The organism is Marinobacter sp. P4B1 (assembly GCF_001447135.1).
In the GTDB taxonomy this organism is placed as follows: Bacteria; Pseudomonadota; Gammaproteobacteria; order Pseudomonadales; family Oleiphilaceae; genus Marinobacter; species Marinobacter vinifirmus.
This window is the reverse complement of record NZ_LLXM01000006.1, coordinates 25,162-48,255: the sequence shown is the minus strand read 5'-3', so window position 1 is coordinate 48,255 and position 23,094 is coordinate 25,162. Positions and strand designations below refer to the sequence as shown.

General features: G+C 58.2%; 17 protein-coding genes and 1 tRNA gene. 4 read left to right on the top strand and 14 right to left on the bottom strand.

What is annotated here, in order from left to right; genetic code table 11:
* Window positions 1-159: 159 nt before the first annotated feature.
* Entirely contained in the window at window positions 160-1,188 is a 1,029-nt protein-coding gene (locus AQ621_RS04685; RefSeq protein WP_058340490.1) for a quinone-dependent dihydroorotate dehydrogenase, read from the bottom strand.
* Between the two features lie 406 nt (window positions 1,189-1,594).
* Here AQ621_RS04685 and AQ621_RS04680 point away from each other — a divergent pair, with 406 nt between their 5' ends.
* Window positions 1,595-2,758: a cation diffusion facilitator family transporter gene (locus AQ621_RS04680; protein WP_058340489.1), complete on the top strand. Its 1,164-nt coding sequence runs from the start codon at window positions 1,595-1,597 to the stop codon at window positions 2,756-2,758.
* Between the two features lie 24 nt (window positions 2,759-2,782).
* Here the strand turns inward: AQ621_RS04680 and AQ621_RS04675 are convergent, their stop codons facing one another.
* Window positions 2,783-4,282 carry a RimK family protein gene (locus tag AQ621_RS04675; RefSeq protein WP_058340589.1) on the bottom strand — a complete coding sequence of 500 codons (1,500 nt, stop codon included), beginning with the start codon at window positions 4,280-4,282 and terminating at the stop codon, window positions 2,783-2,785.
* A 197-nt stretch (window positions 4,283-4,479) separates the two neighbouring features.
* On the opposite strand from AQ621_RS04675, the gene rimI reads away from it, so the two are divergent.
* The gene (gene rimI, locus AQ621_RS04670; RefSeq protein WP_058340488.1) at window positions 4,480-5,595 is read left to right on the top strand and encodes a ribosomal protein S18-alanine N-acetyltransferase; all 1,116 of its coding nucleotides are present in this window, start codon (window positions 4,480-4,482) and stop codon (window positions 5,593-5,595) included.
* Here rimI and uvrB read toward each other — a convergent pair whose 3' ends face one another.
* Window positions 5,596-7,650, bottom strand: coding sequence for an excinuclease ABC subunit UvrB (uvrB, locus tag AQ621_RS04665; RefSeq protein WP_058340487.1), 2,055 nt, complete (start codon window positions 7,648-7,650; stop codon window positions 5,596-5,598).
* Between the two features lie 192 nt (window positions 7,651-7,842).
* Between uvrB and AQ621_RS04660 the strand changes: the two genes are divergently transcribed.
* Both AQ621_RS04660 and AQ621_RS04655 read left to right on the top strand, forming a co-directional pair.
* Complete coding sequence (locus AQ621_RS04660) at window positions 7,843-9,027, top strand: pyridoxal phosphate-dependent aminotransferase (RefSeq protein WP_022989147.1); 1,185 nt, start codon at window positions 7,843-7,845, stop codon at window positions 9,025-9,027.
* Window positions 9,028-9,097: 70 nt separating this feature from the next.
* Window positions 9,098-9,173: transfer RNA gene (locus tag AQ621_RS04655), tRNA-Asn, on the top strand.
* 501 nt (window positions 9,174-9,674) lie between these two features.
* Here AQ621_RS04655 and pyrF read toward each other — a convergent pair.
* From pyrF to gyrA, 11 genes are all read right to left on the bottom strand, one after another.
* Complete coding sequence (gene pyrF / locus AQ621_RS04650) at window positions 9,675-10,400, bottom strand: orotidine-5'-phosphate decarboxylase (RefSeq protein WP_058340486.1); 726 nt, start codon at window positions 10,398-10,400, stop codon at window positions 9,675-9,677.
* A 17-nt stretch (window positions 10,401-10,417) separates the two neighbouring features.
* The gene (lapB, locus tag AQ621_RS04645; RefSeq protein ID WP_058340485.1) at window positions 10,418-11,587 is read right to left on the bottom strand and encodes a lipopolysaccharide assembly protein LapB; all 1,170 of its coding nucleotides are present in this window, start codon (window positions 11,585-11,587) and stop codon (window positions 10,418-10,420) included.
* Window positions 11,587-11,889 carry a LapA family protein gene (locus tag AQ621_RS04640; RefSeq protein WP_058340484.1) on the bottom strand — a complete coding sequence of 101 codons (303 nt, stop codon included), beginning with the start codon at window positions 11,887-11,889 and terminating at the stop codon, window positions 11,587-11,589. Before AQ621_RS04640 ends, lapB begins: the two co-directional genes overlap by 1 nt.
* A gap of 67 nt (window positions 11,890-11,956) precedes the next feature.
* Window positions 11,957-12,253 (bottom strand): integration host factor subunit beta, encoded by a 297-nt coding sequence (locus AQ621_RS04635; protein WP_022990025.1) that lies wholly within the window; start codon window positions 12,251-12,253, stop codon window positions 11,957-11,959.
* Between the two features lie 132 nt (window positions 12,254-12,385).
* Complete coding sequence (rpsA, locus tag AQ621_RS04630; RefSeq protein ID WP_022990024.1) at window positions 12,386-14,077, bottom strand: 30S ribosomal protein S1; 1,692 nt, start codon at window positions 14,075-14,077, stop codon at window positions 12,386-12,388.
* Between the two features lie 130 nt (window positions 14,078-14,207).
* Window positions 14,208-14,888, bottom strand: a complete 681-nt coding sequence (gene cmk / locus AQ621_RS04625; RefSeq protein WP_022990023.1) for a (d)CMP kinase — start codon at window positions 14,886-14,888, stop codon at window positions 14,208-14,210.
* Window positions 14,888-17,161 carry a bifunctional prephenate dehydrogenase/3-phosphoshikimate 1-carboxyvinyltransferase gene (locus AQ621_RS04620; RefSeq protein ID WP_058340588.1) on the bottom strand — a complete coding sequence of 758 codons (2,274 nt, stop codon included), beginning with the start codon at window positions 17,159-17,161 and terminating at the stop codon, window positions 14,888-14,890. The genes cmk and AQ621_RS04620 overlap by 1 nt, the downstream gene beginning before the upstream one ends.
* Window positions 17,118-18,242, bottom strand: a complete 1,125-nt coding sequence (hisC, locus tag AQ621_RS04615) for a histidinol-phosphate transaminase (RefSeq protein WP_058340483.1) — start codon at window positions 18,240-18,242, stop codon at window positions 17,118-17,120. Before hisC ends, AQ621_RS04620 begins: the two co-directional genes overlap by 44 nt.
* Window positions 18,243-18,274: 32 nt before the next feature.
* A complete protein-coding gene (gene pheA, locus AQ621_RS04610; protein WP_058340482.1) occupies window positions 18,275-19,372 on the bottom strand; it encodes a prephenate dehydratase in 1,098 nt (365 codons plus the stop codon).
* A gap of 2 nt (window positions 19,373-19,374) precedes the next feature.
* Window positions 19,375-20,457 (bottom strand): 3-phosphoserine/phosphohydroxythreonine transaminase, encoded by a 1,083-nt coding sequence (serC, locus tag AQ621_RS04605; protein ID WP_058340481.1) that lies wholly within the window; start codon window positions 20,455-20,457, stop codon window positions 19,375-19,377.
* On the bottom strand, window positions 20,454-23,060 hold the full coding sequence (gene gyrA, locus AQ621_RS04600; protein WP_058340480.1) for a DNA gyrase subunit A: 2,607 nt from the start codon (window positions 23,058-23,060) through the stop codon (window positions 20,454-20,456). The genes serC and gyrA overlap by 4 nt, the downstream gene beginning before the upstream one ends.
* Window positions 23,061-23,094 lie beyond the last annotated feature (34 nt).

Sequence of the window (23,094 nt, the reverse complement as noted above, 5' to 3'; positions counted from 1 at the left end):
GTTTAACCCTGATCTGTTTTTTTTCACACACCAACACAACAATTAAAGCAGTAACCAGAGCAACCAAAACGGGGCCTCCCGCCCCGTACCATGCGAAGAAGCGCTACGGGGTTAGTTCCCCGCAAGGGCCCGCTCAGCGGGCCCACCTTCTTTCTGGCCTCACCGTTTTTGCTGTTCTTTTCTGATCGCTTCTACCGCTTCGTTAATCAGCGCAGGGCCTTTATAGATGAAGCCTGTGTAGATCTGTACCAGTTTCGCCCCTGCCCGGATTTTCTCTGCTGCGCTCTCGCCATCGGTAATGCCGCCCACGCCGATAATGGGCAAACGCTCACCCAGCTCGGCATACAACCCCTGAATCACCCTCAGGGAGGCCTCGCGCACCGGGGCACCGCTCAAGCCACCCGCCTCCTGTTCGTGCTGGTGGCCGCGCACTGCCTCACGGCTGATCGTGGTATTGGTGGCAATCACGCCATCCAGGCCCGCCTCGAGCAGCGCGCTAGCCACAAAACGAATACCGTCATCGTCCATATCCGGCGCAATTTTGACAGCAACGGGCACATAGCGGCCCAGGGCCTGGTGGCACCTGGTCTGCTCGTCTTTGATGGCATGCAGCAACTGCTTGAGGGAGTCACCAAATTGCAGGTCCCGCAGGCCCGGCGTATTCGGCGAAGACACATTCACGGTGATGTAGTCGGCATGTGCATAGACCGCTGCAATCCCCTTGCGGTAATCCAGCTCGGAGTCTTCGTTGGGGGTGTCTTTGTTCTTGCCCACATTAATGCCTAATACACCCCGGTAACGACGGTGCTGAACATTGTGAACCAGGTGCTCCAGCCCTTCGTTATTAAAACCCATGCGGTTGATGATGGCCTGGTGTTCCGGCAAACGGAACATACGGGGTTGAGGATTACCCGGCTGGGCCAGGGGCGTAACCGTGCCCACTTCAATAAAACCGAAGCCCAGCGCACCCAGGGCATCAAGATGGTCGGCATTTTTGTCGAGACCTGCGGCCAGCCCGACCGGGTTCGGAAATTCCAGCCCCATGACATTGACCGGACAAGGTGCAGGATGCTTTGAAAATACATTCAACATACCCAGTTTATGGGCTACATCCAGGCTATTAAGTGTCACATTGTGAGCGGTTTCCGGGGGCAGCCGGAAAAGCAGGTTTCGAACAACGCCGTACATCAGAAAACTCCTTGCCAGAGGGTGGCCGGAGTATACCGGAAGTTTTCCACACCATCCTCCTGAACCGGCAAATGTATCCTTAAGCCCCATGTTCAAAGGGCTCGCGCGGCTTTTCCACGGAATCTGTGGATAACCCTGTTGAAAACGTCGGGGCAAACGTTTCTACCCCTTGATAACTGCGCCAGCCTACAAATTGATCATTTTTTAACCAGTCTTTTTGTTGTTATTTTTCAATTACTTACATTGCTAAAAATAAGATTTGACGAAAGTTGGAGCAAAATGCTAACGGTTAATCGATTTGTCATCATGTGCATAAATCGATCCGCCTTTCTTGATTAATCCCGCCCTGTCAAGCGCTTGTTCACGCTATACTGGCCACTGTCAGAAATCCCCGGAGCCACGGATAATGGAACAGCCTTCCCCAACACATCACCGCCCACAGCCCGATCTGGAAAAGGAAAAGCATGCTGCCTCCCGGGTTACCCTGATCGGGATGTTTCTTGACGCCTTTCTCGGTGTCATAAAAGTCATTGGCGGTACACTATTTCACTCCCAGGCATTGGTGGTTGACGGCATCCATTCGTTTACCGACGTGGCGTCGGACTGGGTGGTCCTGGCGGTCATGCGGTTATCCCGGAAAGGCCCGGATGCCGACCACCCCTACGGCCACCAGCGCATCGAAACGCTGGGCACCCTGCTTCTGGGCAGCATTCTGATTGCCGTGGGTGCAGCCCTGGCCTGGGAGAACATTCTGCGGCTGTTGTCCGGCGAAGACCTGGCAGTTCCCGGCTGGCCGGTTCTGGTCGCGGCGGCTATTTCCGTTGGCAGCAAGGAGTGGATTTACCGCTACACCCGCCACGTTGGTATCCGCATCCGCTCTGACCTGCTGATTGCCAATGCCTGGCACAGTCGCACTGATGCATTCTCTTCCGTTGTGGTGCTGGTATCCACCATCGGCGCAATGCTTGGGTTTGTGTGGCTGGACGTCGTCGCCGCGGTGGTAATTGCCGGCATCATTATCCACATTGGCTGGAAGTTCACCTGGGACAGCGTGAAGGAACTGGTCGATACCGGTCTCTCTGAAGAAGATACCCGCATGCTTATGAACATTGCCATGGAGACCGATGGCGTTCGCAACGTTCACGAACTGCGCAGCCGCCGGATGGGCCACGATATCCTGCTGGACGTTCACCTGGTGGTACGCCCGGAGATCAGCGTGTCGGAAGGCCATCAGATTGGCATGAAGGTGGTTGCCGGTATGCGGGAGGCCCTCGGTAACATCCTCGATATCAATTTCCACATCGATGCCGAGAACGACGAAAAGTACCCCCATCCCACCGAGCCGGACCTTCCCTCCCGCGAGCAGGTGCGGGAATACCTTCAGAACGCCCTGGGCGAGCTGCCCCACCACAGCAAGCTCCGCCTTCATTACCTGAAAAACCGGGTGCACCTGGAACTGTTCCTGGACGAGGATCACCCCGCCCCGGAACTGAACAACGAAACCGTCCGCCAGGTTCTTGCCGATTACCCCTGGTTTGGCAGCGTCCGGGTCTGGGTGGCGGCCACCTGACCCGGCAGCCTCGCTTAACCGGGATCAGCGGCGGCGGTTTTCCTCCATGCGGGACAGAAACTCCTGCATGATCAGGGTATACAGTTCACCGCCCAGGAACTTGTCCTCAACACCGGAATCGATGCTCGGGTTGTCGTTCACTTCAATCACCGCAACCCGGTTACCGGCCTGTTTGATGTCTACACCGTACAGGCCGTTACCGATCAGGCGCGTGGAGTTCAGCGCCGCCTGAATCACGTTGCGCGGCACCTCGTAGGTGGGCATGGTTTCAAAGCCGCCACTCTCCACCGACGCGCCACCATGCTGGTAAATCTGCCAGTGGCCTTTCACCATCATGTATTTGCACGCGTAAATCGCCCGGCCGCCAAGCACACCAATACGCCAGTCGTAATCGGTATAGAAGTACTCCTGGGCCAGCACCAAGGCCGATTGTTTGAACAACTCTTTAAGACCCGCCCGTAGCTCCTTCTCATCCCGGGCCTTGGCCACACCCCTCGAGAAAGCACCGTCCGGTATCTTGATCACCACCGGAAAGCCCAGCTCCTGCACTACCTGCTCAACCGCGTTTTTCTGATCTTTCGACAGGATCAGGGTCTTTGGCGTGGGCACCTTGTTGTTCTTCAACAGGTCCGCCAGGAACACCTTGTTGGTGCAGCGCAGAATGGAAACCGGGTCATCAATCACCACCATGCCCTCGGCTTCTGCCTTGCGGGCGAACCGGTAGGTGTGATGGTCAATGGCGGTGGTTTCCCGAATGAACAGGCCGTCGTATTCCGGCAGCCGCATATAGTCCCGCCGGGTAATCCGCTCCACATTGATACCCAGCTTGCGCCCTGCCTTCTCGAAGCGTTTCAGGGCAGCCTCATCGCTGGGCGGCATTTCCTCATCCGGGTTCACCAGCATGGCCAGGTCAAACCGGTAACGCCGGCGGGTGCGGGGTTTGCGCCAGACCATGCTGCTGAACCGATCCAGTGCAGCGGCAAAGACATCCTGTTCAGGCTCGCCCAGGTCCGACGGAGACGCCGGCTTCATGGACTCGATCTGCCACTGTTTCCGGTGCCGGAACACCACTTCAAGAATCGGACAGGGAAAACGCTCGAACAGGGCGCGGGCCACCGGCTTCAGGTCCGGATGCTCGGCCTGGCCGAAATAGGTGCGAATCCGCACCTCATGGGTCGCTTCCCGGGCATCGGTAGACGGGTCAATTTCCCTGGCCTCTTTTTCCAGCCACTGGATAACACTGCTGTCGAGTTCCTCCAGCTCCAGGGAAAAAAGGCCCTTGCGGCTGAGGTCATTCAGCGTCATCACCGACGGCACAACATGATGGCCGCGGGCTTCGGCCAGTAAGGAGCAGTAGTAACCCCGGCTCAGGTACTTGCCGCTCTGGCACAGGTTGATCACCCGAACCCGGCTGTTCGCCGGCGCGGTAAACTGCAAGTACTGGTCAAAAGTGAGCACATCTTCGCTGGGGTAGTACGGCGCCCAGTCTTTGGCACGGTCCACAACAATCAACAAGCGGGACATCAGCGGCATTCCTCCCTGAAGGTTCAGCCGGGGTTATTTCGCGCAACAATACGCCGGCGCACAGTACTTCACAATCGGCTTTCGATGCGTGCTTTTACGCATCCTCGCCAGCTATCGGAACACGGCGCTCTCTACCATAATAGCTGCAGGAACGGCGCCCGCCATTTCCGCCTGATACACCCGGGACACCCAGAAACATGACCGATGTAATTCTCCGACAAGCCGTCGCTAAAGACCTTGATGCATTGGTTCAACTGGAACAGCGGTGCTTCTCTGAAGACCGGATATCCCGCCGCAGTTTCAAGCGTTTCCTGGACATGCCCAGAGACCGGTTGATAGTCGCCCGGCAGGAATCTGAACTGGTGGGCTACTGCCTGGTGCTGATGAATGCGGCCACCCGCCTGGCCCGCATCTATTCCATTGCGGTATCACCCTCGGTTCGTGGCCGGGGCGTGGGCGAGAAGCTGGTTCGTGAGGCAGAGAAAGAAGCGGTAGAAGCAGACCGGATTCTGATGCGCCTGGAAGTTCGGGAAGACAATACGGGCGCCATCAATCTTTACAAGCGGCTGGGCTATCGCCAGTTCGGCACCTATCGGGATTACTACGAAGACCACGGCAACGCCCTGCGGTTCGAACGGCGCATTCTGTATTACGAGCCATCCCGGGAATTCCTGCCGGTACCCTACTACCCCCAGACGACGGAGTTTACCTGCGGGCCGTCGGCACTGATCATGGCCATGGCCGCGCTGGATGAGCAGCAGCCGGTCAGCACGCTGGAAGAGCTGAAAATCTGGCGCGAAGCCACCACCATTTTCATGCTGGCCGGCCACGGCGGTTGCGGGCCCCACGGCCTGGCGTTGTCCGCATGGCACCGGGGCTTCGAGGCCAGTGCGTGGATCAGCCAGGAAGGCGCCCTGTTCAAGGACACCGTGCGCAACGAGGACAAGAAACGGGTACTGGAACTGGTGCACGAAGGCTTCCTGCACGACATAGGCCAGACCGATATCCAGCTGCACCACGACCCACTGACACTGGACGCCATGGAAAAGGCCCTTCACGAAGGCAGGATTCCGGTGATCCTGATCAGCACCTGGCAACTCAACCGCAGCCGGGTGCCGCACTGGGTAACGGTGTGCGCCATCGACGAAGACTTCGTATACCTGCACGACCCGGAAATCGATACCGAAGAAGGCGAAACCGTGGCCGACAAGCAATACCTGCCCATCGACAAGCGGGTGTTCGGCAAGATGTCCAGCTACGGCCGCAACCAGCCTTTGCAGGCTGCGGTTATCGTCGGGCCGAAACGGCCCTGATCAGCCAGTGCGAATAGCCGCTTCCTTCAGTTCGGAAATCTGGTCCCGCAGGCGCGCGGCCGTTTCGAAATCCAGGTCCGCGGCGGCCTTGTACATATCATCTTCCAGGCGCGCCACTTCCTTGAGCAGGTCTTCCGGCGAACGTTTGCCCGCCTTCACCAGGTAACTTTCCGCTTCTTCCGCCGCCTTCTGGCCCGGGCGCTCCGCCTTACGCCGGCCACGACCACCGGTGGCGCCTTCCATCACATCGGCAATCTTCTTGTTCAGCCCCTTGGGGGTAATGCCGTGTTCTTCGTTATGAGCTAACTGCTTGGCGCGACGGCGTTCGGTTTCATCAATGGCCCGCTGCATGGAACCGGTAATGCGGTCGCCGTACAGAATCGCCTTGCCGTTCAGGTTACGGGCTGCCCGGCCGATGGTCTGAATCAGGGAACGCTCGCTGCGCAGGAAACCTTCTTTGTCTGCATCCAGAATGGTTACCAGTGACACCTCCGGCATATCCAGGCCTTCCCGCAACAGGTTGATGCCCACCAGCACATCAAACTCACCCCGGCGCAGGTCACGGATGATCTCCACCCGCTCCACGGTATCGATGTCCGAGTGAAGGTAACGCACGCGGATGTCGTGCTCCATCAGGAAGTCGGTCAGATCTTCCGCCATGCGCTTGGTCAGGGTGGTCACCAGCACCCGTTCCTGCACCGCCACCCGCTTGTGAATTTCAGACAGCAAATCGTCCACCTGAGTAGACGCCGGGCGCACCTCGATTTCCGGGTCCAGCAGGCCGGTAGGCCGCACCACCTGCTCCACCACCTGGCCGGCGTGTTCCGCTTCGTAGTTGCCGGGAGTGGCAGACACAAAGATCATCTGCGGCGCAATCCGCTCCCATTCCTCAAACCGCATGGGCCGGTTATCCAGTGCCGACGGCAGCCGGAAGCCGTATTCCACCAGGGTTTCCTTCCGGGAGCGGTCGCCCTTGTACATGGCGCCGATCTGCGGAATGGTCACGTGGGATTCGTCCACCACCAGCAGGGCATTGGCTGGCAGGTAATCAAACAAGGTAGGAGGCGGCTCGCCCGGGGCGCGGCCCGACAGATAGCGGGAGTAGTTCTCGATGCCGTTGCAGTAGCCCAGCTCCATCATCATTTCCATGTCGTAGCGGGTACGCTCCTCCAGCCGCTGGGCTTCCACCAGCCGGTGGTTGTCCCGCAATTGCTGCAGCCGTACTTCCAGCTCGGCACGGATATTCTCTACCGCATCCAGCACTTTTTGCCGGGGCGTCACGTAGTGGGATTTCGGGTAAATGGTCACCCGGGGCACCCGGCGCAGCACTTCCCCGGTGAGCGGATCGAAGTAGCTGAGGTTTTCCACCTCGTCGTCGAACAACTCAATGCGAATGGCTTCGCGCTCGGATTCCGCCGGGAACACATCGATGACGTCGCCGCGCACCCGGTAATTGGCGCGGTGGAACTCGATATCGTTACGGGTGTACTGCAGTTCGGCCAGCCGGCGCAGGATCGAGCGCTGATCAATCTGATCGCCCCGATCCAGGTGCAGCATCATCTTCAGGTAGGATTCGGGATCACCCAAACCATAGATGGAAGACACCGTGGCCACGATAATGGCATCCGGCCGCTCCAGCAGCGCCTTGGTGGCAGACAGGCGCATCTGCTCGATGTGTTCGTTGATGGAGGCGTCTTTCTCGATAAAGGTGTCGGAAGACGGCACATAGGCTTCCGGCTGGTAGTAATCGTAGTAAGACACGAAATACTCCACCGCGTTATCCGGGAAGAACTCCTTGAACTCGCCGTATAGCTGCGCTGCCAGGGTCTTGTTGTGGGCCATGATGATGGTGGGCCGCTGAACTTCCTGCACCACATTGGCAATGGTGAAGGTCTTGCCGGAGCCGGTTACCCCCAGCAGGGTCTGGTGCGCCAGCCCTGAGTGAATGCCGTCCACCAGCCCGGCAATCGCCTTGGGCTGGTCGCCGGCAGGCTGATAGGGAGAGTCGACACGGAACACTCCTTCACGGGCGACACTGGATGCTTTACTGGCCATAACGGGCGGTTAACCTCCGGGTTTGGCGCTGGCCGCAATACGGCACAACCCCTACAAGAAATTTAGTGTTCTGGCTGCTTCATGATACCATCTGTGCGATCGACGGCTGGGTAGAAAAACAGCCCGCACCTTTGGCTCCACAGTTGCCCGGCCGATCGCAGCCCATAAGACGCAGCTTTAAGGAGCTCAAGTTTGGACCTTCAACTTTCCAGCCGAGTACAGGCGATCAAGCCTTCCCCCACCCTCGCAGTCACCAACAAAGCCGCAGAACTCCGCGCGGCTGGCCAGGACATCATTGGCCTGGGTGCTGGCGAGCCGGACTTCGACACCCCCGAGCACATCAAACAGGCAGCCATCGAAGCCATTAACAACGGCCAGACCAAGTACACCGCCGTTGATGGTACGCCGGCCCTGAAGAAAGCGATTATTGCGAAGTTCAAACGGGACAACGGCCTGGATTACGAAGCCAACCAGATACTGGTAAGCAGTGGTGGTAAACAGAGCTTTTTCAACCTGGCGCTGGCCACACTGAACGAAGGCGACGAAGCCATCATCCCCGCGCCTTACTGGGTATCTTACCCGGACATGGTGCTGGTAGCGGAAGGCAAGCCGGTGATCATCGAAACCACCGTAGACACCCGCTTCAAGATCACCCCGGAACAGCTGGAAAACGCCATTACCGAGCGCACCCGCCTGTTCGTGATCAACAGCCCGTCCAACCCAAGTGGCATGGCCTACTCCCTGGAAGAGCTGCAGGCCATTGGTGAAGTGCTGAAAAAGCACCCGAACATCATGATCGCCACAGACGACATGTACGAGCCGATCCTGTGGACCGGCAAGCCGTTCTGCAACATCCTGAACGCCTGCCCGGAACTGTATGACCGCACCTTCGTACTGAACGGCGTGTCCAAGGCCTACTCCATGACTGGCTGGCGTATCGGCTACGCTGCCGGCCCGGCGAAAATCATCGGCGCCATGAAGAAAATCCAGTCCCAGAGCACCTCCAACCCCTGCTCCATCTCCCAGGCCGCCGCGACTGCCGCCTTGGATGGCGACCAGGCTTGCGTGGGTGAAATGGTCAAAGCGTTCAAAGAACGCCACGACTGGCTGGTAGACGCCCTGAACAAACTGCCGGGGGTTGAATGCCCCTACGGCGACGGCACTTTCTACGTGTTCCCAAGCTTCCAGGGCGCTATCGACGCCACCGAAGGCGTGAGTACAGACGTAGAATTCGCCGAGAAACTGCTGACCGAAGCCGGCGTTGCCCTGGTTCCGGGTTCTGCCTTCGGCAGCCCTGGCCACATGCGTTTGAGCTTCGCCACCAGCATGGATAACCTGCGAAAGGCCATCGAGCGTTTGCAGAAAGCCCTTGGCTAAAAATTTTAGTCAGGGGGTTGACGAGGCGGTATAGCCAACTTAATATACGCGCCTCGTCACATGACGACGTTCCCCGATAGCTCAGTTGGTAGAGCAACGGACTGTTAATCCGTTTGTCCCTGGTTCGAGCCCAGGTCGGGGAGCCACTATTTCGAAAGCCCGCTAGTTCTCTGAATTAGCGGGCTTTTTTGTTATTCCTCGCTTCTTGATTGTTATACCGGGCTTCTGGTGATCTTGCCAGGCTCTGGGCCCTAGCCTGTCAGGGGTGCGGGCATGTCAGTGCAGGAAAGCCTTTCCAAAAACCGCTACGAGCACATCCATGTGCGCTTCTCTCCGGCCATCCATGGCCTACGAAATTTTTGGAAAGGCTTTCCTGCACTGCCACCCGAGCAACCGGAATATAGGCAACTTCTGATCTGAAACTGCGAAGACCTTCGTTGTTGCTGAACAACCTGGGGTTATCGACTACCACTCCGGAGCATGAACCGGGGGTGTGGGGGTTGGCTCCCAAAAATTTGCGGAGCCATGGATGGCGGAGCAGAAGCGCCACATGGATGTGCCGCAGGAGCGGTTTTTGGGAGCCAGCCCCCACACCCCCGATCACCATAAACGGCAGGCTAGCTGCGGAGTCGACACCACAACCGAAGTCAGACTGACACCACCTCAGCGTGAATAGCCTCCAAGGCAGCCAGGGGGTCGGATGCCTGGGTAATGGGGCGGCCGATGACGAGGTAGTCGGAGCCGGCTTTGAGGGCATCGGTTGGGGTCATGATGCGTTGCTGGTCGCCTTTGTCGGCAGTCAGGGGGCGGATTCCCGGGGTGATTAGCTGGAAGTCGGCACCCTGCTCGGCTTTCAGGCGCGAGGCTTCCTGGGCGGAGCAGACGACGCCATCCAGGCCGCAGTTCCTGGTGAGGGCTGCCAGGCGGGATACCTGGGCTTCGGCGGAGTCGGTGATGCCGATGCCGGCGAGGTCGGCGTCAGACATGCTGGTAAGCACGGTAACGGCAATCAGCAAGGGCTTGTCGGCACCGAAGGACTCCAGGCGCTCGCGGCAGGCCACCATCATTTTTTCCCCGCCGGAGGCGTGCACGTTCACCATCCAGACGCCCAGGTCGGCTGCCGCAGCAACGGCGGCTGAAGTGGTGTTCGGGATGTCGTGGAATTTCAGGTCCAGGAACACGTCAAAGCCCCTGCCCTGCAGCGACTTGACCAGTTCCGGGCCGGAGCGGGTGAACAGTTCCTTGCCAACTTTCAGGCGGCATTTAGCTGGGTCGAGCTGGTCAGCGAGGGCCAGCGCAGGGTCTTGGGAGGGAAAGTCCAGGGCGACGATGATTTTCGGGTCGTTAAGGGTTTGCACAGTAGAGTTCCGCATTCGGTAAATTAAGTTCGTTATTCCGCTTCGACGCCCTGAATGGGCCTGACGGTTTCCCATTGCTTGCAGCTCGGGCACAACCAGTGCAGTTGCTGGCCGGAGAAACCGCAGCTTACGCAGCGGTATACTGGCCGGTTGGCGAGGATCAGGTGCCCTATCCGGCTTACCAACCGGCCTTCATCGGTGGTCATGCCCTTTTCATATCCGGCAATTTCAACCAGGCGCAGCAAGCCGCGAACGGAGGGCCGGAGTTCCAGCTCCTGGCGCAGCAGGTCGATCGCTGCCGGGCGCCCTGCCGAGCGCTCGACGGATTCTACCAGCGCCAGCAGCAAACTGGTGCCGGGATATTGCTCGTAGAGTTTGCGCAGTTTCTTCGCCAACCGGCCTACGTCGCCATGCTCCCGCTCTAATTTCATCAGACGGTCCACGGCTTCCGGGCCAAAGTCCGGATTCTGCTCGAACACTTTCAGGCTTTGATTGCCGGCCTCCCGGTAGTTGCCCTGGCGTATCTGCATTTTCATCAGCAGAAGGGTCGCTCTGACACAGGAGCGATCGTAATCGAGGGCTTCCTTGGCCAGCTTCTGGGATGTCCAGCGGTCGTCTTTGTTCAGAGCCGCATCGGACAGTTCGCAGGTTATGTAGGCCAGTGTCTTGAACATGGCGGGGTCAGCATCGGAGCGGGTCAGCGTCTGGGCCACCTGGGCGGCTTTCTCCCATTCCCGTTCCTGCTGGTACAGCTCGATTAGTTCCTGGGCAGCCCGGCGGCCGTACTCGCGATCGCCCATTAACTGGTGAAACAGCGCCTCGGCCCGGTCAAGGAGACCGGCGTTCAGGTAATCCATGGCCAGTTCAAAGGTAACCTGGGGGGTGTAGCGTGCCGGCAGCTCCGGACGGGCAAGCAGGTTCTGGTGTATCAGAATCGCCCGGTCGGTTTCGCCCTTGTTGCGGAAGTGGCTGCCAATAGAGAGATGAAGGCTGACGGTATCCCGGTTAACAGCCAGGGACTGCACAAAGTTTTCGACCGCTTGGTCAGAATAGTTGGTAAAGAGAAACTGCAGACGATCCCGAACCGAATCTTCGTTATCAATGCTCTTGCGGGAACGATGGCGCTGCTTACTGTAGCGCCCAACGACCCAGCCGGCGGCAACCGCTACTGTCAGAAGCAGCCAGTTAAACACCATATCCATTACAGCGTCCGGTCGTTTTCGGCCCTGGATTTTTCAAGTGCCTGCTCGGCACGATCAAGTCGTTTCTGAAGGTTACGGCGAGATACCGAGGTACGGAATGTTGCGAGCATGGTAATCAGCACGCCAATCAGCGCGCCAATCACGAAGGACATGATAATCCAGACTGCCACACCGTGAGGCTGGGTCTCAAACAACAGGAAATTGAGCGAGACCGCCATCTGGTTGTTGAGCGAAAACACCAGCGCCAACAATATAAGAAGCAGAACCAGAACGGTGATAAGGATCTTCTGCAGTCCAGCCATGTCGTTTGCGCTCCAGACGGGCAAATCGCCCGATGCTACGGTGTCCTTTGATCAGTGCGGGCGTGGTTCAGAAGCCTTTTTTCAGACTGTCGTTCACCTGCTCACGCAACTCTTTACCAGGCTTGAAGTGGGGCACAAACTTGGCAGGCAATTGAACCGCTTCCCCGGTTTTCGGGTTGCGACCGGTGCGGGCTTCCCGGTGATGCAGGGAAAAGCTACCAAACCCCCGGATTTCAATTCTTTGACCATCAGCAAGAGCCTGGGACATATGCTCGATGACCGTTTTAACCGCGAGCTCAACATCCTTGACGGAGAGCTGAGTCTGCTTCGAGGCAATCAGTTCTACCAGTTCGGACTTCGTCATGAGGCGTTTCCCTCTGTCGTTATTATTCCGTGGTCACTTACCGGATTCCAATGCCTCTAGTTTAGCCAAACCAGAAAAAAACACAAAAAAAACGGGCTCTTAGAGCCCGTTTTTTTGACACCAATCGGAATTTTATTCCTTGTTGGCGTTCTGCTGCTGCATCTGTTCCTTGATCAGGTCACCGATAGTGGTGGCACCTGAGGACTCAGCAGCCTTGCTGCGTACATTTTCCAGGGCCTGCTTGTCGTCCTCTACGTCTTTGGACTTAACAGACAGGTTGATGACGCGGTTCTTGCGATCGATGCTGATGATCTTCGCTTCAACTTCTTCGCCTTCCTTCAGAACGTTACGCGCGTCTTCTACGCGGTCACGGCTGATTTCGGAAGCCTTCAGTACCGCTTCAACTTCTTCGTTCAGGGCAATGGTGGCGCCTTTGGCGTCAACTGCAGAAACAGTACCCTTAACGATGGAGCCCTTGTCGTTCAGCTGAACGAACTCGGCAAACGGATCGCTTTCCAGCTGCTTGATGCCCAGAGAGATACGCTCACGCTCGGGATCAACAGACAGGATAACGGTTTCAACTTCGTCGCCCTTCTTGTACTCGCGAACGGCTTCTTCGCCAGTCTCGTTCCAGCTGATATCGGACAGGTGAACCAGGCCGTCGATGCCGCCATCCAGACCGATGAAGATACCGAAGTCAGTGATTGACTTGATCTTACCGGAGATGCGGTCACCCTTGTTGAAGTTGCTGGAGAAGTCTTCCCACGGGTTGGATACGCACTGCTTGATACCCAGGGAGATACGACGACGCTCTTCGTCGATATCCAGGATCATCACTTCAACTTCGTCACCTACCTGAACAACCTTGGACGGGTGGATGTTCTTGTTGGTCCAATCCATTTCGGATACGTGAACCAGACCTTCCACACCTTCTTCCAGCTCGGCAAAGCAGCCGTAGTCAGTCAGGTTGGTTACGCGTGCAGTAACCTTGGAGCTTTCCGGGTAACGACCTTTGATGTCGACCCACGGATCTTCGCCCAGCTGCTTCAGGCCCAGGGATACGCGGTTACGCTCGCGATCGAACTTCAGGACCTTAACATTGATTTCGTCGCCCACATTCACGATTTCGCTCGGATGCTTGATGCGCTTCCAGGCCATATCAGTGATGTGCAGCAGGCCGTCAACACCGCCCAGATCTACGAACGCGCCGTAGTCGGTCAGGTTCTTGACGATACCCTTGATTTCCAGACCTTCGGTCAGGGTTTCCAGCAGAGCTTCACGCTGCTCGCTGTTTTCAGCTTCCAGAACGGCGCGGCGGGAAACAACCACGTTGTTACGCTTCTGGTCCAGCTTGATAACCTTGAACTCGAGTTCTTTGTTCTCCAGGTGCGCAGTGTCGCGAACCGGACGAACGTCTACCAGGGAACCCGGCAGGAAGGCACGGATGCCAGCCAGATCAACAGTGAAACCACCCTTGACCTTACCGTTGATGATACCCTTAACAACTTCTTCAGCTTCGAAGGACTTCTCGAGTACCTTCCATGCTTCAGCGCGCTTGGCCTTCTCACGGGACAGACGGGTTTCACCGAAACCGTCTTCAACTGCATCGAGAGCCACATCGACAACGTCGCCGACAGCTACTTCCAACTCGCCTTTTTCGTTCAGGAACTGGGAGGCGGGGATAACGCCTTCGGACTTCAGTCCGGCGTTAACGGTGACCCAGTCGTTATCGACGTCTACAACGGTTCCCTGAACAATGGAACCCGGTTGCATATCGATTTCTTTCAAACTTTCTTCGAAAAGATCCGCAAAGCTCTCGCTCATTATGTGCCCTATATGATCAACGCAAGTGTGCTCCGTGCCGCCAGCAACACGGTCTGTTAGTGATTTCCGGAATCAGCCAGCGGCTGGCAATTTGCGCTGCTTCCGGCATTCCAACGACAAAAAGGTGTAGTCAGGCCTGACCTGCTGCGGCCATACACCTGTCTAACACCTCTTCTATACTCAAACCCGTAGAATCAATGACTTGCGCATCATCTGCAGGCTTGAGAGGGGCCGCTGAACGGTTCATATCCCGCTCGTCACGTACCCGTATCTCTTCCAAAAGGGCGTCAATATTAACATCGACACCCGCTTGCATCAACTGGTTGTAGCGTCGCCTGGCCCGTTCTTCGGCGCTGGCGGTCAGGAAGATCTTGACCGGCGCGTCCGGGAACACCACGGTTCCCATATCACGGCCGTCTGCCACCAGGCCCGGTAACTGGCGAAAATCCCGTTGCCGCTGCAGCAGGGCATCGCGAACCGGCTGCATAACCGCAACCTTCGAGGCGTTATCACCACAGGTTTCGGTACGGATTTCCGAGGTGACATCCTCGCCGGCCAGAACCACTTTAACCGGGTGCCCTTCCCCGGTCGGCTCGAACGCCACATCCAGGGTCGCCGCCACTTTCACCAGCCCGGCTTCATCGTCCAGAGCAACGCCCTGCCGGGTTGCCGCCAGGGCAGTCAGGCGGTAGAGCGCGCCACTGTCCAGCAGGTGCCAGCCCAGTTTCCTGGCCAGCATCTGGGTGATGGTGCCTTTGCCGGAACCGCCCGGGCCATCAACGGCGATTACCGGAGCCTTGGTCTGGGTCATTACTGAACACCTTCTGTACTGATCTGAATTCCTGTCTGCTTTGCCAGCTCAACGAAGCCCGGGAACGAGGTAGCCACGTTCGCACAATCGTTGATACGGATCGGGCCGTTAGCCCGCAACGATGCAACGGCAAACGACATGGAAATCCGGTGATCTTCATGGCTTTCGATGGTGCCGCCACCTATTGTCTGGCCGCCGTCAATAATGATGCCATCCGGCGTTACCGTGGTTTCCACGCCCAGCGCAGCCAGGCCGTCAGCCATCACCTGAATACGGTCGCTTTCCTTCACCCGCAATTCCTCGGCGCCGCGCAGCACGGTGCGACCCTCGGCACAGGTGGCAGCAATGAACAGCACAGGGAACTCGTCAATGGCCAGCGGCACCTGGTCTTCCGGGATATCAATACCCTTCAGGCTCGCGGAGCGAACCCGCAAGTCAGCCACCGGCTCGCCACCAATCACCCGTTCTTCCAGTACCTCAATATCCGCGCCCATCTGGCGCAGAATATTGATCACACCAACACGGGTCGGGTTCATACCGACATGGCGCAGGGTCAGGTCGGAATCCGGGGCAATACTTGCCGCCACCAGGAAGAACGCTGCCGAGGAAATATCCGCCGGCACATCGATTGCACCGCCAGTCAGCTTGCCACCGCCGGTAACGCTGGCAGTGGCGCCATCACGATGCACGTGGTAGCCGAAACCCTGCAGCATGCGCTCAGTATGGTCGCGGGTAGGAGCTGGCTCGGTTACGGAGGTCACACCTTCGGCGTACAGCCCTGCCAGCAACAGGCACGACTTCACCTGGGCACTGGCCACCGGCATGTCGTAGTGAATACCAGTGAGGTGCTGCCCGCCCCGGATCTTCAGGGGCGGACGCCCACCTTCTGCGGTATCAATCACCGCACCCATGGCGCGCAACGGGTCGGCTACTCGGCCCATTGGGCGCTTGGACAGGCTGGTATCCCCGGAGAGTTCGGAGTCAAACGGCTGCGCAGCCAGCAGGCCGGCAAACAAACGCATCGCAGTACCGGAATTGCCCAGATACAGCGGGCCCCTAGGCGCCTGCAGGCCGTTCATGCCAACACCGTGGATGCGGACAAACCCGTCTTCCGGGCCTTCAATCGTTACACCCATATCCCGAAACGCCTGCAAAGTCGCCAGGCTGTCTTCGCCTTCCAGGAAACCCTTAACCTCGGTAATTCCCTCAGCCAGGGCACCCAGCATGATGGAGCGGTGAGACATGGACTTGTCACCCGGCACCCGGATATCACCCCGGACAGAACCGCCGGGTTGCATTAGGAAAGTCACCTGCTTGTCACTGTTATTCGTCACGTAAGCCTGCCCTGAAAGCATCTTGGAAAAATGTTCACGCGCCGCCTTGGCGCGACTGAATACCCGAAGCAGCGTAGCGCCATCACCGGCGGCGATGGCAGACCGAAGCTGGTCGAGGTCCTGGGTAAAATGGTCGATCACCCGCAGAACCGCATCGCGGTTTGACAGGAAAATGTCGTGCCACATGACCGGATCGCTAGCCGCAATCCGGGTAAAGTCCCGGAAACCGCCGGCCGCGTACCGGAAGATGTCCATATTCTCGTCTTCACCCGCCAGCGTGTCCACCAGCGAGAAAGCGATCAGGTGCGGCAAATGGCTGGTAGCCGCCAGCACTTCGTCATGATAGGCCACAGACATGGTCAGCACCGTAGCTCCGGTGCCCTCCCACAGTGCCGTGAGCCTGCTGACACCCGAAGGAATCGCGCTTTCGGCTGGCGTCAGGATGACTTTATGGTGGGCAAACAGTTCCGGGTTAGCCGCGCGAATACCGCTCTTCTCTGAGCCGGCAATGGGATGCCCGGGAATGACATTTGCGGGTAAGGTGCCGAAAACGGCCTCCACATCCGCAACAAAGCTCGACTTGGTGCTTCCGACGTCGGTCAGCAAGGCATCATCTGCAAGAAACGGCTGAATCTGTTCGAGCACAGCCCGGGTAGCCCGCACCGGAACCGCCAGCACGATAAGGTCACTGCCCTGCACCGCCTGCTCAACACTTTCAGCGGCCTCGTCAATAACGCCGAGTTCAACCCCCAAAGCCGCATCTTCCGCTTTGCGGTCGAATCCCACCACGGTACCGGCCAGCCGGTACTTGCGCATTGCGCTGGCCAGGGAACCGCCGATCAGGCCCAGGCCTATAACGGCAACACGACGAAAAACAGGCTCAGGTGCTGCCAAATCAGCCTCCCTCACCCGCTGATACCAGCGCCTCGGCAAGAGCATCCAGAAAACGATCGTTCTCTTCCGGCAGGCCCACAGAAACCCGCAGGTGACACGGCATGCCATAGCCGGCTACCGGGCGCACAATAACCCCGTGCGCCAGCAGGGCCTGGTACACACCGGCCGCCTGCTCGCCCACTTCTACCGCCACGAAATTGCCGGCGGAGGGAATGTAAGGCAGGCCCATCCGGTCAAAGCCTTCGTACAGCTGGCGCAGCCCGGCTTCGTTCACTTCCCGGGAACGGTTCAGATAGGCTTCGTCTTCCAGGACCGCGGTGGCAGCCGCCAGGGCGACAGTGTCTACATTAAACGGCTGGCGCACGCGGTTGAGAATATCGGCAATTTCCGGCGAGCTGATGGCATAGCCAACCCTCAGAGCTGCCAGCCCCCAGGCCTTGGAGAAGGTGCGGCAGACGATCAGGTTCGGGTATCGCGCCAGCAGCTTGATGCCGTCCGGGTATTCATCGCCGGTCAGATACTCGCAGTAGGCTTCGTCCAGAACCACCAGCACCCGTTCCGGAATGCGATCCAGGAACGCTTCGAGGGCATCCGCTTCATGCACGGTTCCGGTGGGGTTATTCGGGTTGGCCACGAACACCAGCTTGGTGCGGTCTGTTACAGCAGCGGCCATGGCGTCCAGGTCATGGCCCCAATCCCTGGCAGGTACCGAAACGCCCTTCGCCCCGATGGCCTGGGTCACAATCGGGTAAACGGCAAAGGCATACTGGGAGAACACCACTTCGCTGTCGCTATCGGCAAAGCAGCGGGCGATCACTTCCAGCACATCGTTGGAACCGTTGCCCAGCGTGATCTGGTTCATGCCCAGGCCGAAACGCTTCGAAAGCGCCTGCTTCAGGTCGAAACCGTTGCCGTCCGGGTACAGGCACATTTCTTCCAGCGCCTTACGGGCGGCAGCCATTGCCTTGTCACTGGGCCCCAGGGGATTCTCGTTGCTGGCCAGTTTAACAATCTCCGCGGGGTTCAATCCCAGCTCACGAGCCAGCTCCTCAATGGGCTTGCCCGGCTGATACGGAGACAGAGCCTGAACACCTTTCACCGCAAGACTCTGGTAATCCACTGCCATTCAACTTTCCTCCGGTTCCGGTCTGTGAAATCTCAGAGAACACCAATGGGGTATGAGCCCAGGCGTTTGAGCTCCACAGCTTCCTGATCAATTTCAGCGAGTACTTTTTTAACCTGTTCGTCGTCCATGTGCCCTTCGAAATCGATGTAGAACACATAGGCCCAGGTGCCACTGGGCGACGGACGGGTTTCAATACGGGTCAGACTGATGCCATGGCGATGGAAGGGCTCCAGCACGGCGTAAAGCGCACCCGGCTTGTTCCGCATGGACACCAGCACTGATGACTTATCCTGGCCGCTGGCAGGCACCTCTTCCTGGCCGATAATCAGGAAGCGGGTGGTGTTGTCTGGCCGGTCTTCAATGCTGTTGGAAAGCTTTTCCAGCCCGTACAGCTCTGCCGCCATATCACCGGCAATCGCGGCAGCGCCCGGCTCTTCAGCCGCACGGCGGGCCGCTTCTGCGTTGCTTGAGACGGTAATCCGTTCAATGCCGTAACGATGGGTATCCAGCCACTGGCGGCACTGGGCAAAGGACTGCTGGTGGGAATAAATCCGGGTGATTTCCTGGTCTTTGTGCTTGGGCGAGACCAGCAAATGATGGTGAATCCGCAACTGCACCTCACCGCAGATTTTCAGCGATGAGCCAATAAACATATCCAGCGTGTGGTTAACCATGCCTTCGGTGGAGTTCTCCACCGGCACCACGCCGTATTGGGCCGCACCAGATTCCACTTCACGGAACACGGCATCAATAGCCGGCAGCGGAACACTGATCACGGAATGGCCAAAATGCTTGAGCGCCGCAGCCTGGGTGAAGGTGCCCAGGGGGCCTAGGAACGCGATATGCATCGGCTTTTCCAGGGCCAGGCAGGCCGACATGATTTCCCGGAACAGGCGGGCCATCTCTTCCGCCGGCAAAGGCCCCGGGTTCTGCTCCTTGATACGGCGCAGAACCTGGGCTTCCCGCTCCGGACGGTAGAAGAACACATCCTGCCCCGGATTGGCTGCCATCTTCACGTTGGCCACTTCCTGGGCGCATTTGGCACGGGCGCTGATCAGCTTCATGATCTGCTGATCAAGGCTGTCTATTTCATCCCGCAGCTCACCCAGACGGGTCTTCTCGTCCGTCATGATCAGCCCCGCTCCTTCGCAAATTCCGCCATGTAGGCAATCAACGCATCCACACCCTCTTCCGGCATGGCGTTGTAGATGCTGGCTCGCATGCCGCCTACCGAACGATGGCCCTGCAGGTTCAGCAGGTGCCGGGCTTCAGCACCTTTAAGGAACTCACCGTTAAGAGCATCGTCTGCCAGGGTGAACGGCACGTTCATCCAGGAACGGAAACGCGGTTCGATCGGGTTGGCATAGAAATCATTGGTATCAATGAAGTCGTACAGCTTCTTCGCCTTGCGGGCATTCAACTCGCCCATGGCCTTCACGCCGCCCTGCTCTTTCAGCCACTTGAACACCAGGCCGGACAGGTACCAGGAATAGGTAGCCGGCGTGTTGTACATGGAATCGTTATCGGCGATGACCTGATAGTTCATCATCGTTGGCGTTTCCTTGCGGGCCTTGCCCAGGAGGTCCTTGCGGATAATCACAACCACCAGGCCAGACGGCCCGATGTTCTTCTGGGCGCCGGCGTAAATCAGCCCGAACTTGTTGATGTCTACAGGGCGCGACAGCATGGTGGAAGACATGTCCGCCACCAGCGGCAACTTGCCGCTGTCCGGAATGAAATCGTATTCCAGGCCACCAATGGTTTCGTTCGGCGTGTAATGCAGGTACGCCGCATCGGCATTCGTAGTCCATACCGCCTGGTCCGGAATGGTGGTAAAACCGCTCTCTTCAGAACTGGCCACCACATTCACGTTGCCGTAGCGGCTGGCTTCTGCGATGGCTTTCTTGGACCAGATACCGGTGTTCACATAATCGGCAGAGGTCTTTTCACCGAGCAGGTTCAGCGGGATGGTAGAGAACTGGCTGGAAGCTCCACCCTGCATGAAGAGTACGGCGTAATCGTCTGATATTCCTGCAAGTTCCCGAAGGTCTTTTTCAGCCGTTTCGGCAATCGCCACAAACTCGTCACTGCGGTGACTCATCTCCATCACCGACATGCCGGTGCCGCGCCAGTCGAGCATTTCGCTCTGAGCCTGCTTCAGCACAGCCTCCGGCAAGGTGGCCGGACCCGCACAGAAATTAAACGCCCTGCTCATTCTTCGGTTTCCTCGCCTTCAACGTCTACGTCAACGCCCGCATCGGTATCTTCCGCATCGGCATCGTCATCATCAGATTCTGCAATCCGCTCAACACCCACCAGGCGCTCGTCTTCCTGCGCCAGGCGAATCAGGCGCACACCCTGGGTGTTCCGGCTGAGTACAGAGACCTCATCGGTACGGGTACGCACCAGCGTGCCCTTGTCCGAAATCAGCATCATCTCGTCGCCTTCGAACAGCTGCAGGGCGGTTACCAGGTTGCCGTTACGCTCGGAGCACTGCATGGCGATAACGCCCTGACTGCCACGGCTGTAGGCCGGGAATTCGTCGATGGCGGTACGCTTGCCGTAACCGTGTTCACTGGCGGTGAGAATTACGCCGCCGTCCTGCGGAATAATCAGCGACACCACATGGTGGCCTTCCGGCATCTTGATACCGCGCACACCACGGGCAGTCCGGCTCATGGGCCGCACCTGGTCCTCGCGGAACCGCACCGCTTTGCCGGCGGTAGAGAACAGCATTACCTCGGCGGAACCGTCAGTGATGGCTGCACCAATCAGGGTATCGCCTTCGTCCAGGTTCAGGGCAATCAGGCCACTGCTGCGCGGACGGGAGAAGTTCGGCAGCGGGGTTTTCTTGACCACACCGGCAGAGGTGGCCATCAGTACAAACTGGTCTTCCGGATAATCACGCACTGGCAGGAAGGTGGTAATACGCTCACCTTCGTCCAGCGGCAGGATATTGACCATCGGGCGACCACGGGAACCACGGCTGCCACGGGGAATCTCGAATACCCGCAGCCAGTACACCTTGCCGCGGTCGGAGAAGCACAGAATGGTATCGTGGGAGTTAGCGACCAGCAGCTTCTCAATAAAGTCTTCGTCTTTCATCGAGGTGGCAGCCTTACCGCGACCACCACGGCGCTGGGCCTGGTAATCTTCAACCGCCTGGGTCTTGGCATAACCGCTGTGGGAAATGGTGACCACCAGGTCTTCTTCGTCAATGAGGTCTGCGATGGTCAGGTCACGCTGGGAACTGGTGATTTCGGTACGGCGCTCGTCACCAAACTCGGACACCACAGCTTCCAGTTCTTCACGGATAACCTGCATCAGGCGGTCCGGATCACCCAGGATTTCCAGCAGGCCGGCAATCTTCTCGAGGATTTCTTTGTACTCGTTCTGGAGCTTTTCGGTTTCCAGGCCGGTCAGGCGGTGCAGGCGCATGTCCAGGATCGCCTGGGTCTGCTCCGGTGACAGGTAGTACAGGCCATCACGCAGGCCGTAGAATTCCGGCAGGTCATCCGGGCGGCAGGCATCTTCACCAGCACGTTCCAGCATGGCCAGGACGTCGCCGGGCGCCCAGCCCTTGGACATCAGCTTTTCCTTGGCTTCAACAGAGCTCGGAGAAGCCTTGATCAGTTCGATCATCTCGTCGATGTTGGCCAGGGCTACGGTCAGGCCTTCCAGGATGTGACCACGCTCACGGGCTTTGCGCAGCTCATAGATGGTCCGGCGGGTAACCACTTCGCGACGGTGGCGCACGAAGGCGTCGAGCATCTGCTTCAGGTTCAGGATCTTCGGCTCGCCGTTCAGCAGCGCAACCATATTGATGCCGAACACTGTCTGCAGCTGAGTGTGGGCGAACAGGTTGTTCACCACCACTTCCGGGTTTTCACCACGGCGCAGTTCGATAACAACCCGGATACCTTCCTTGTTGGACTCGTCACGCAGCTCGGTGATGCCCTCAAGGCGTTTTTCCTTGACCAGTTCGGCGATCTTCTCGATCAGCTTCGCCTTGTTCAGCTGGTAAGGCAGCTCGGTGATGATGATCGCATCGCGGTTGGTCTTGTTGTCGTGCTCGATCTCGTGACGGGCACGAATGTAGATACGACCACGGCCGGTGCGATAGGCCTCGACAATGCCTGCACGGCCGTTAATGATGCCCTGGGTCGGGAAATCCGGGCCCGGAATGTATTCCATCAGTTCATCGATGGTCAGGTCCGGGTTATCAATCAGCGCCAGGCAGCCGTTAACGACTTCGGTCAGGTTGTGGGGCGGAATGTTGGTGGCCATACCCACGGCGATACCGGAGGAGCCGTTCACCAGCAGGTTCGGTACGCGGGTGGGCAGGACTTCCGGAATACGCTCGGTGCCGTCGTAGTTGTCTACGTAGTCGACCGTTTCCTTTTCCAGGTCCGCCAGCAGCGAGTGCGCCATCTTCTCCATGCGGATTTCGGTGTAACGCATGGCGGCCGCGTTGTCGCCGTCGATGGAACCGAAGTTACCCTGGCCATCAACCAGCGGGTAGCGCAGCGAAAACGGCTGGGCCATACGAACGATGGTGTCGTATACCGCAGAGTCGCCATGGGGGTGGTATTTACCGATAACGTCACCCACCACACGGGCAGACTTCTTGTACGCCTTGTTCCAGTCGTTACCCAGCTCGGACATGGCGAACAGAACGCGCCGGTGCACCGGCTTGAGGCCGTCGCGCACATCCGGCAGGGCCCGGCCAACGATAACGCTCATGGCGTAATCGAGGTAGGACTGTTTCAATTCGTCTTCAATATTGACCGGCAGGATCTCTTTGGCTAACTCACCCATCGAGAAAGGTTCCTTTGCGTTATCTGGAAGTCGT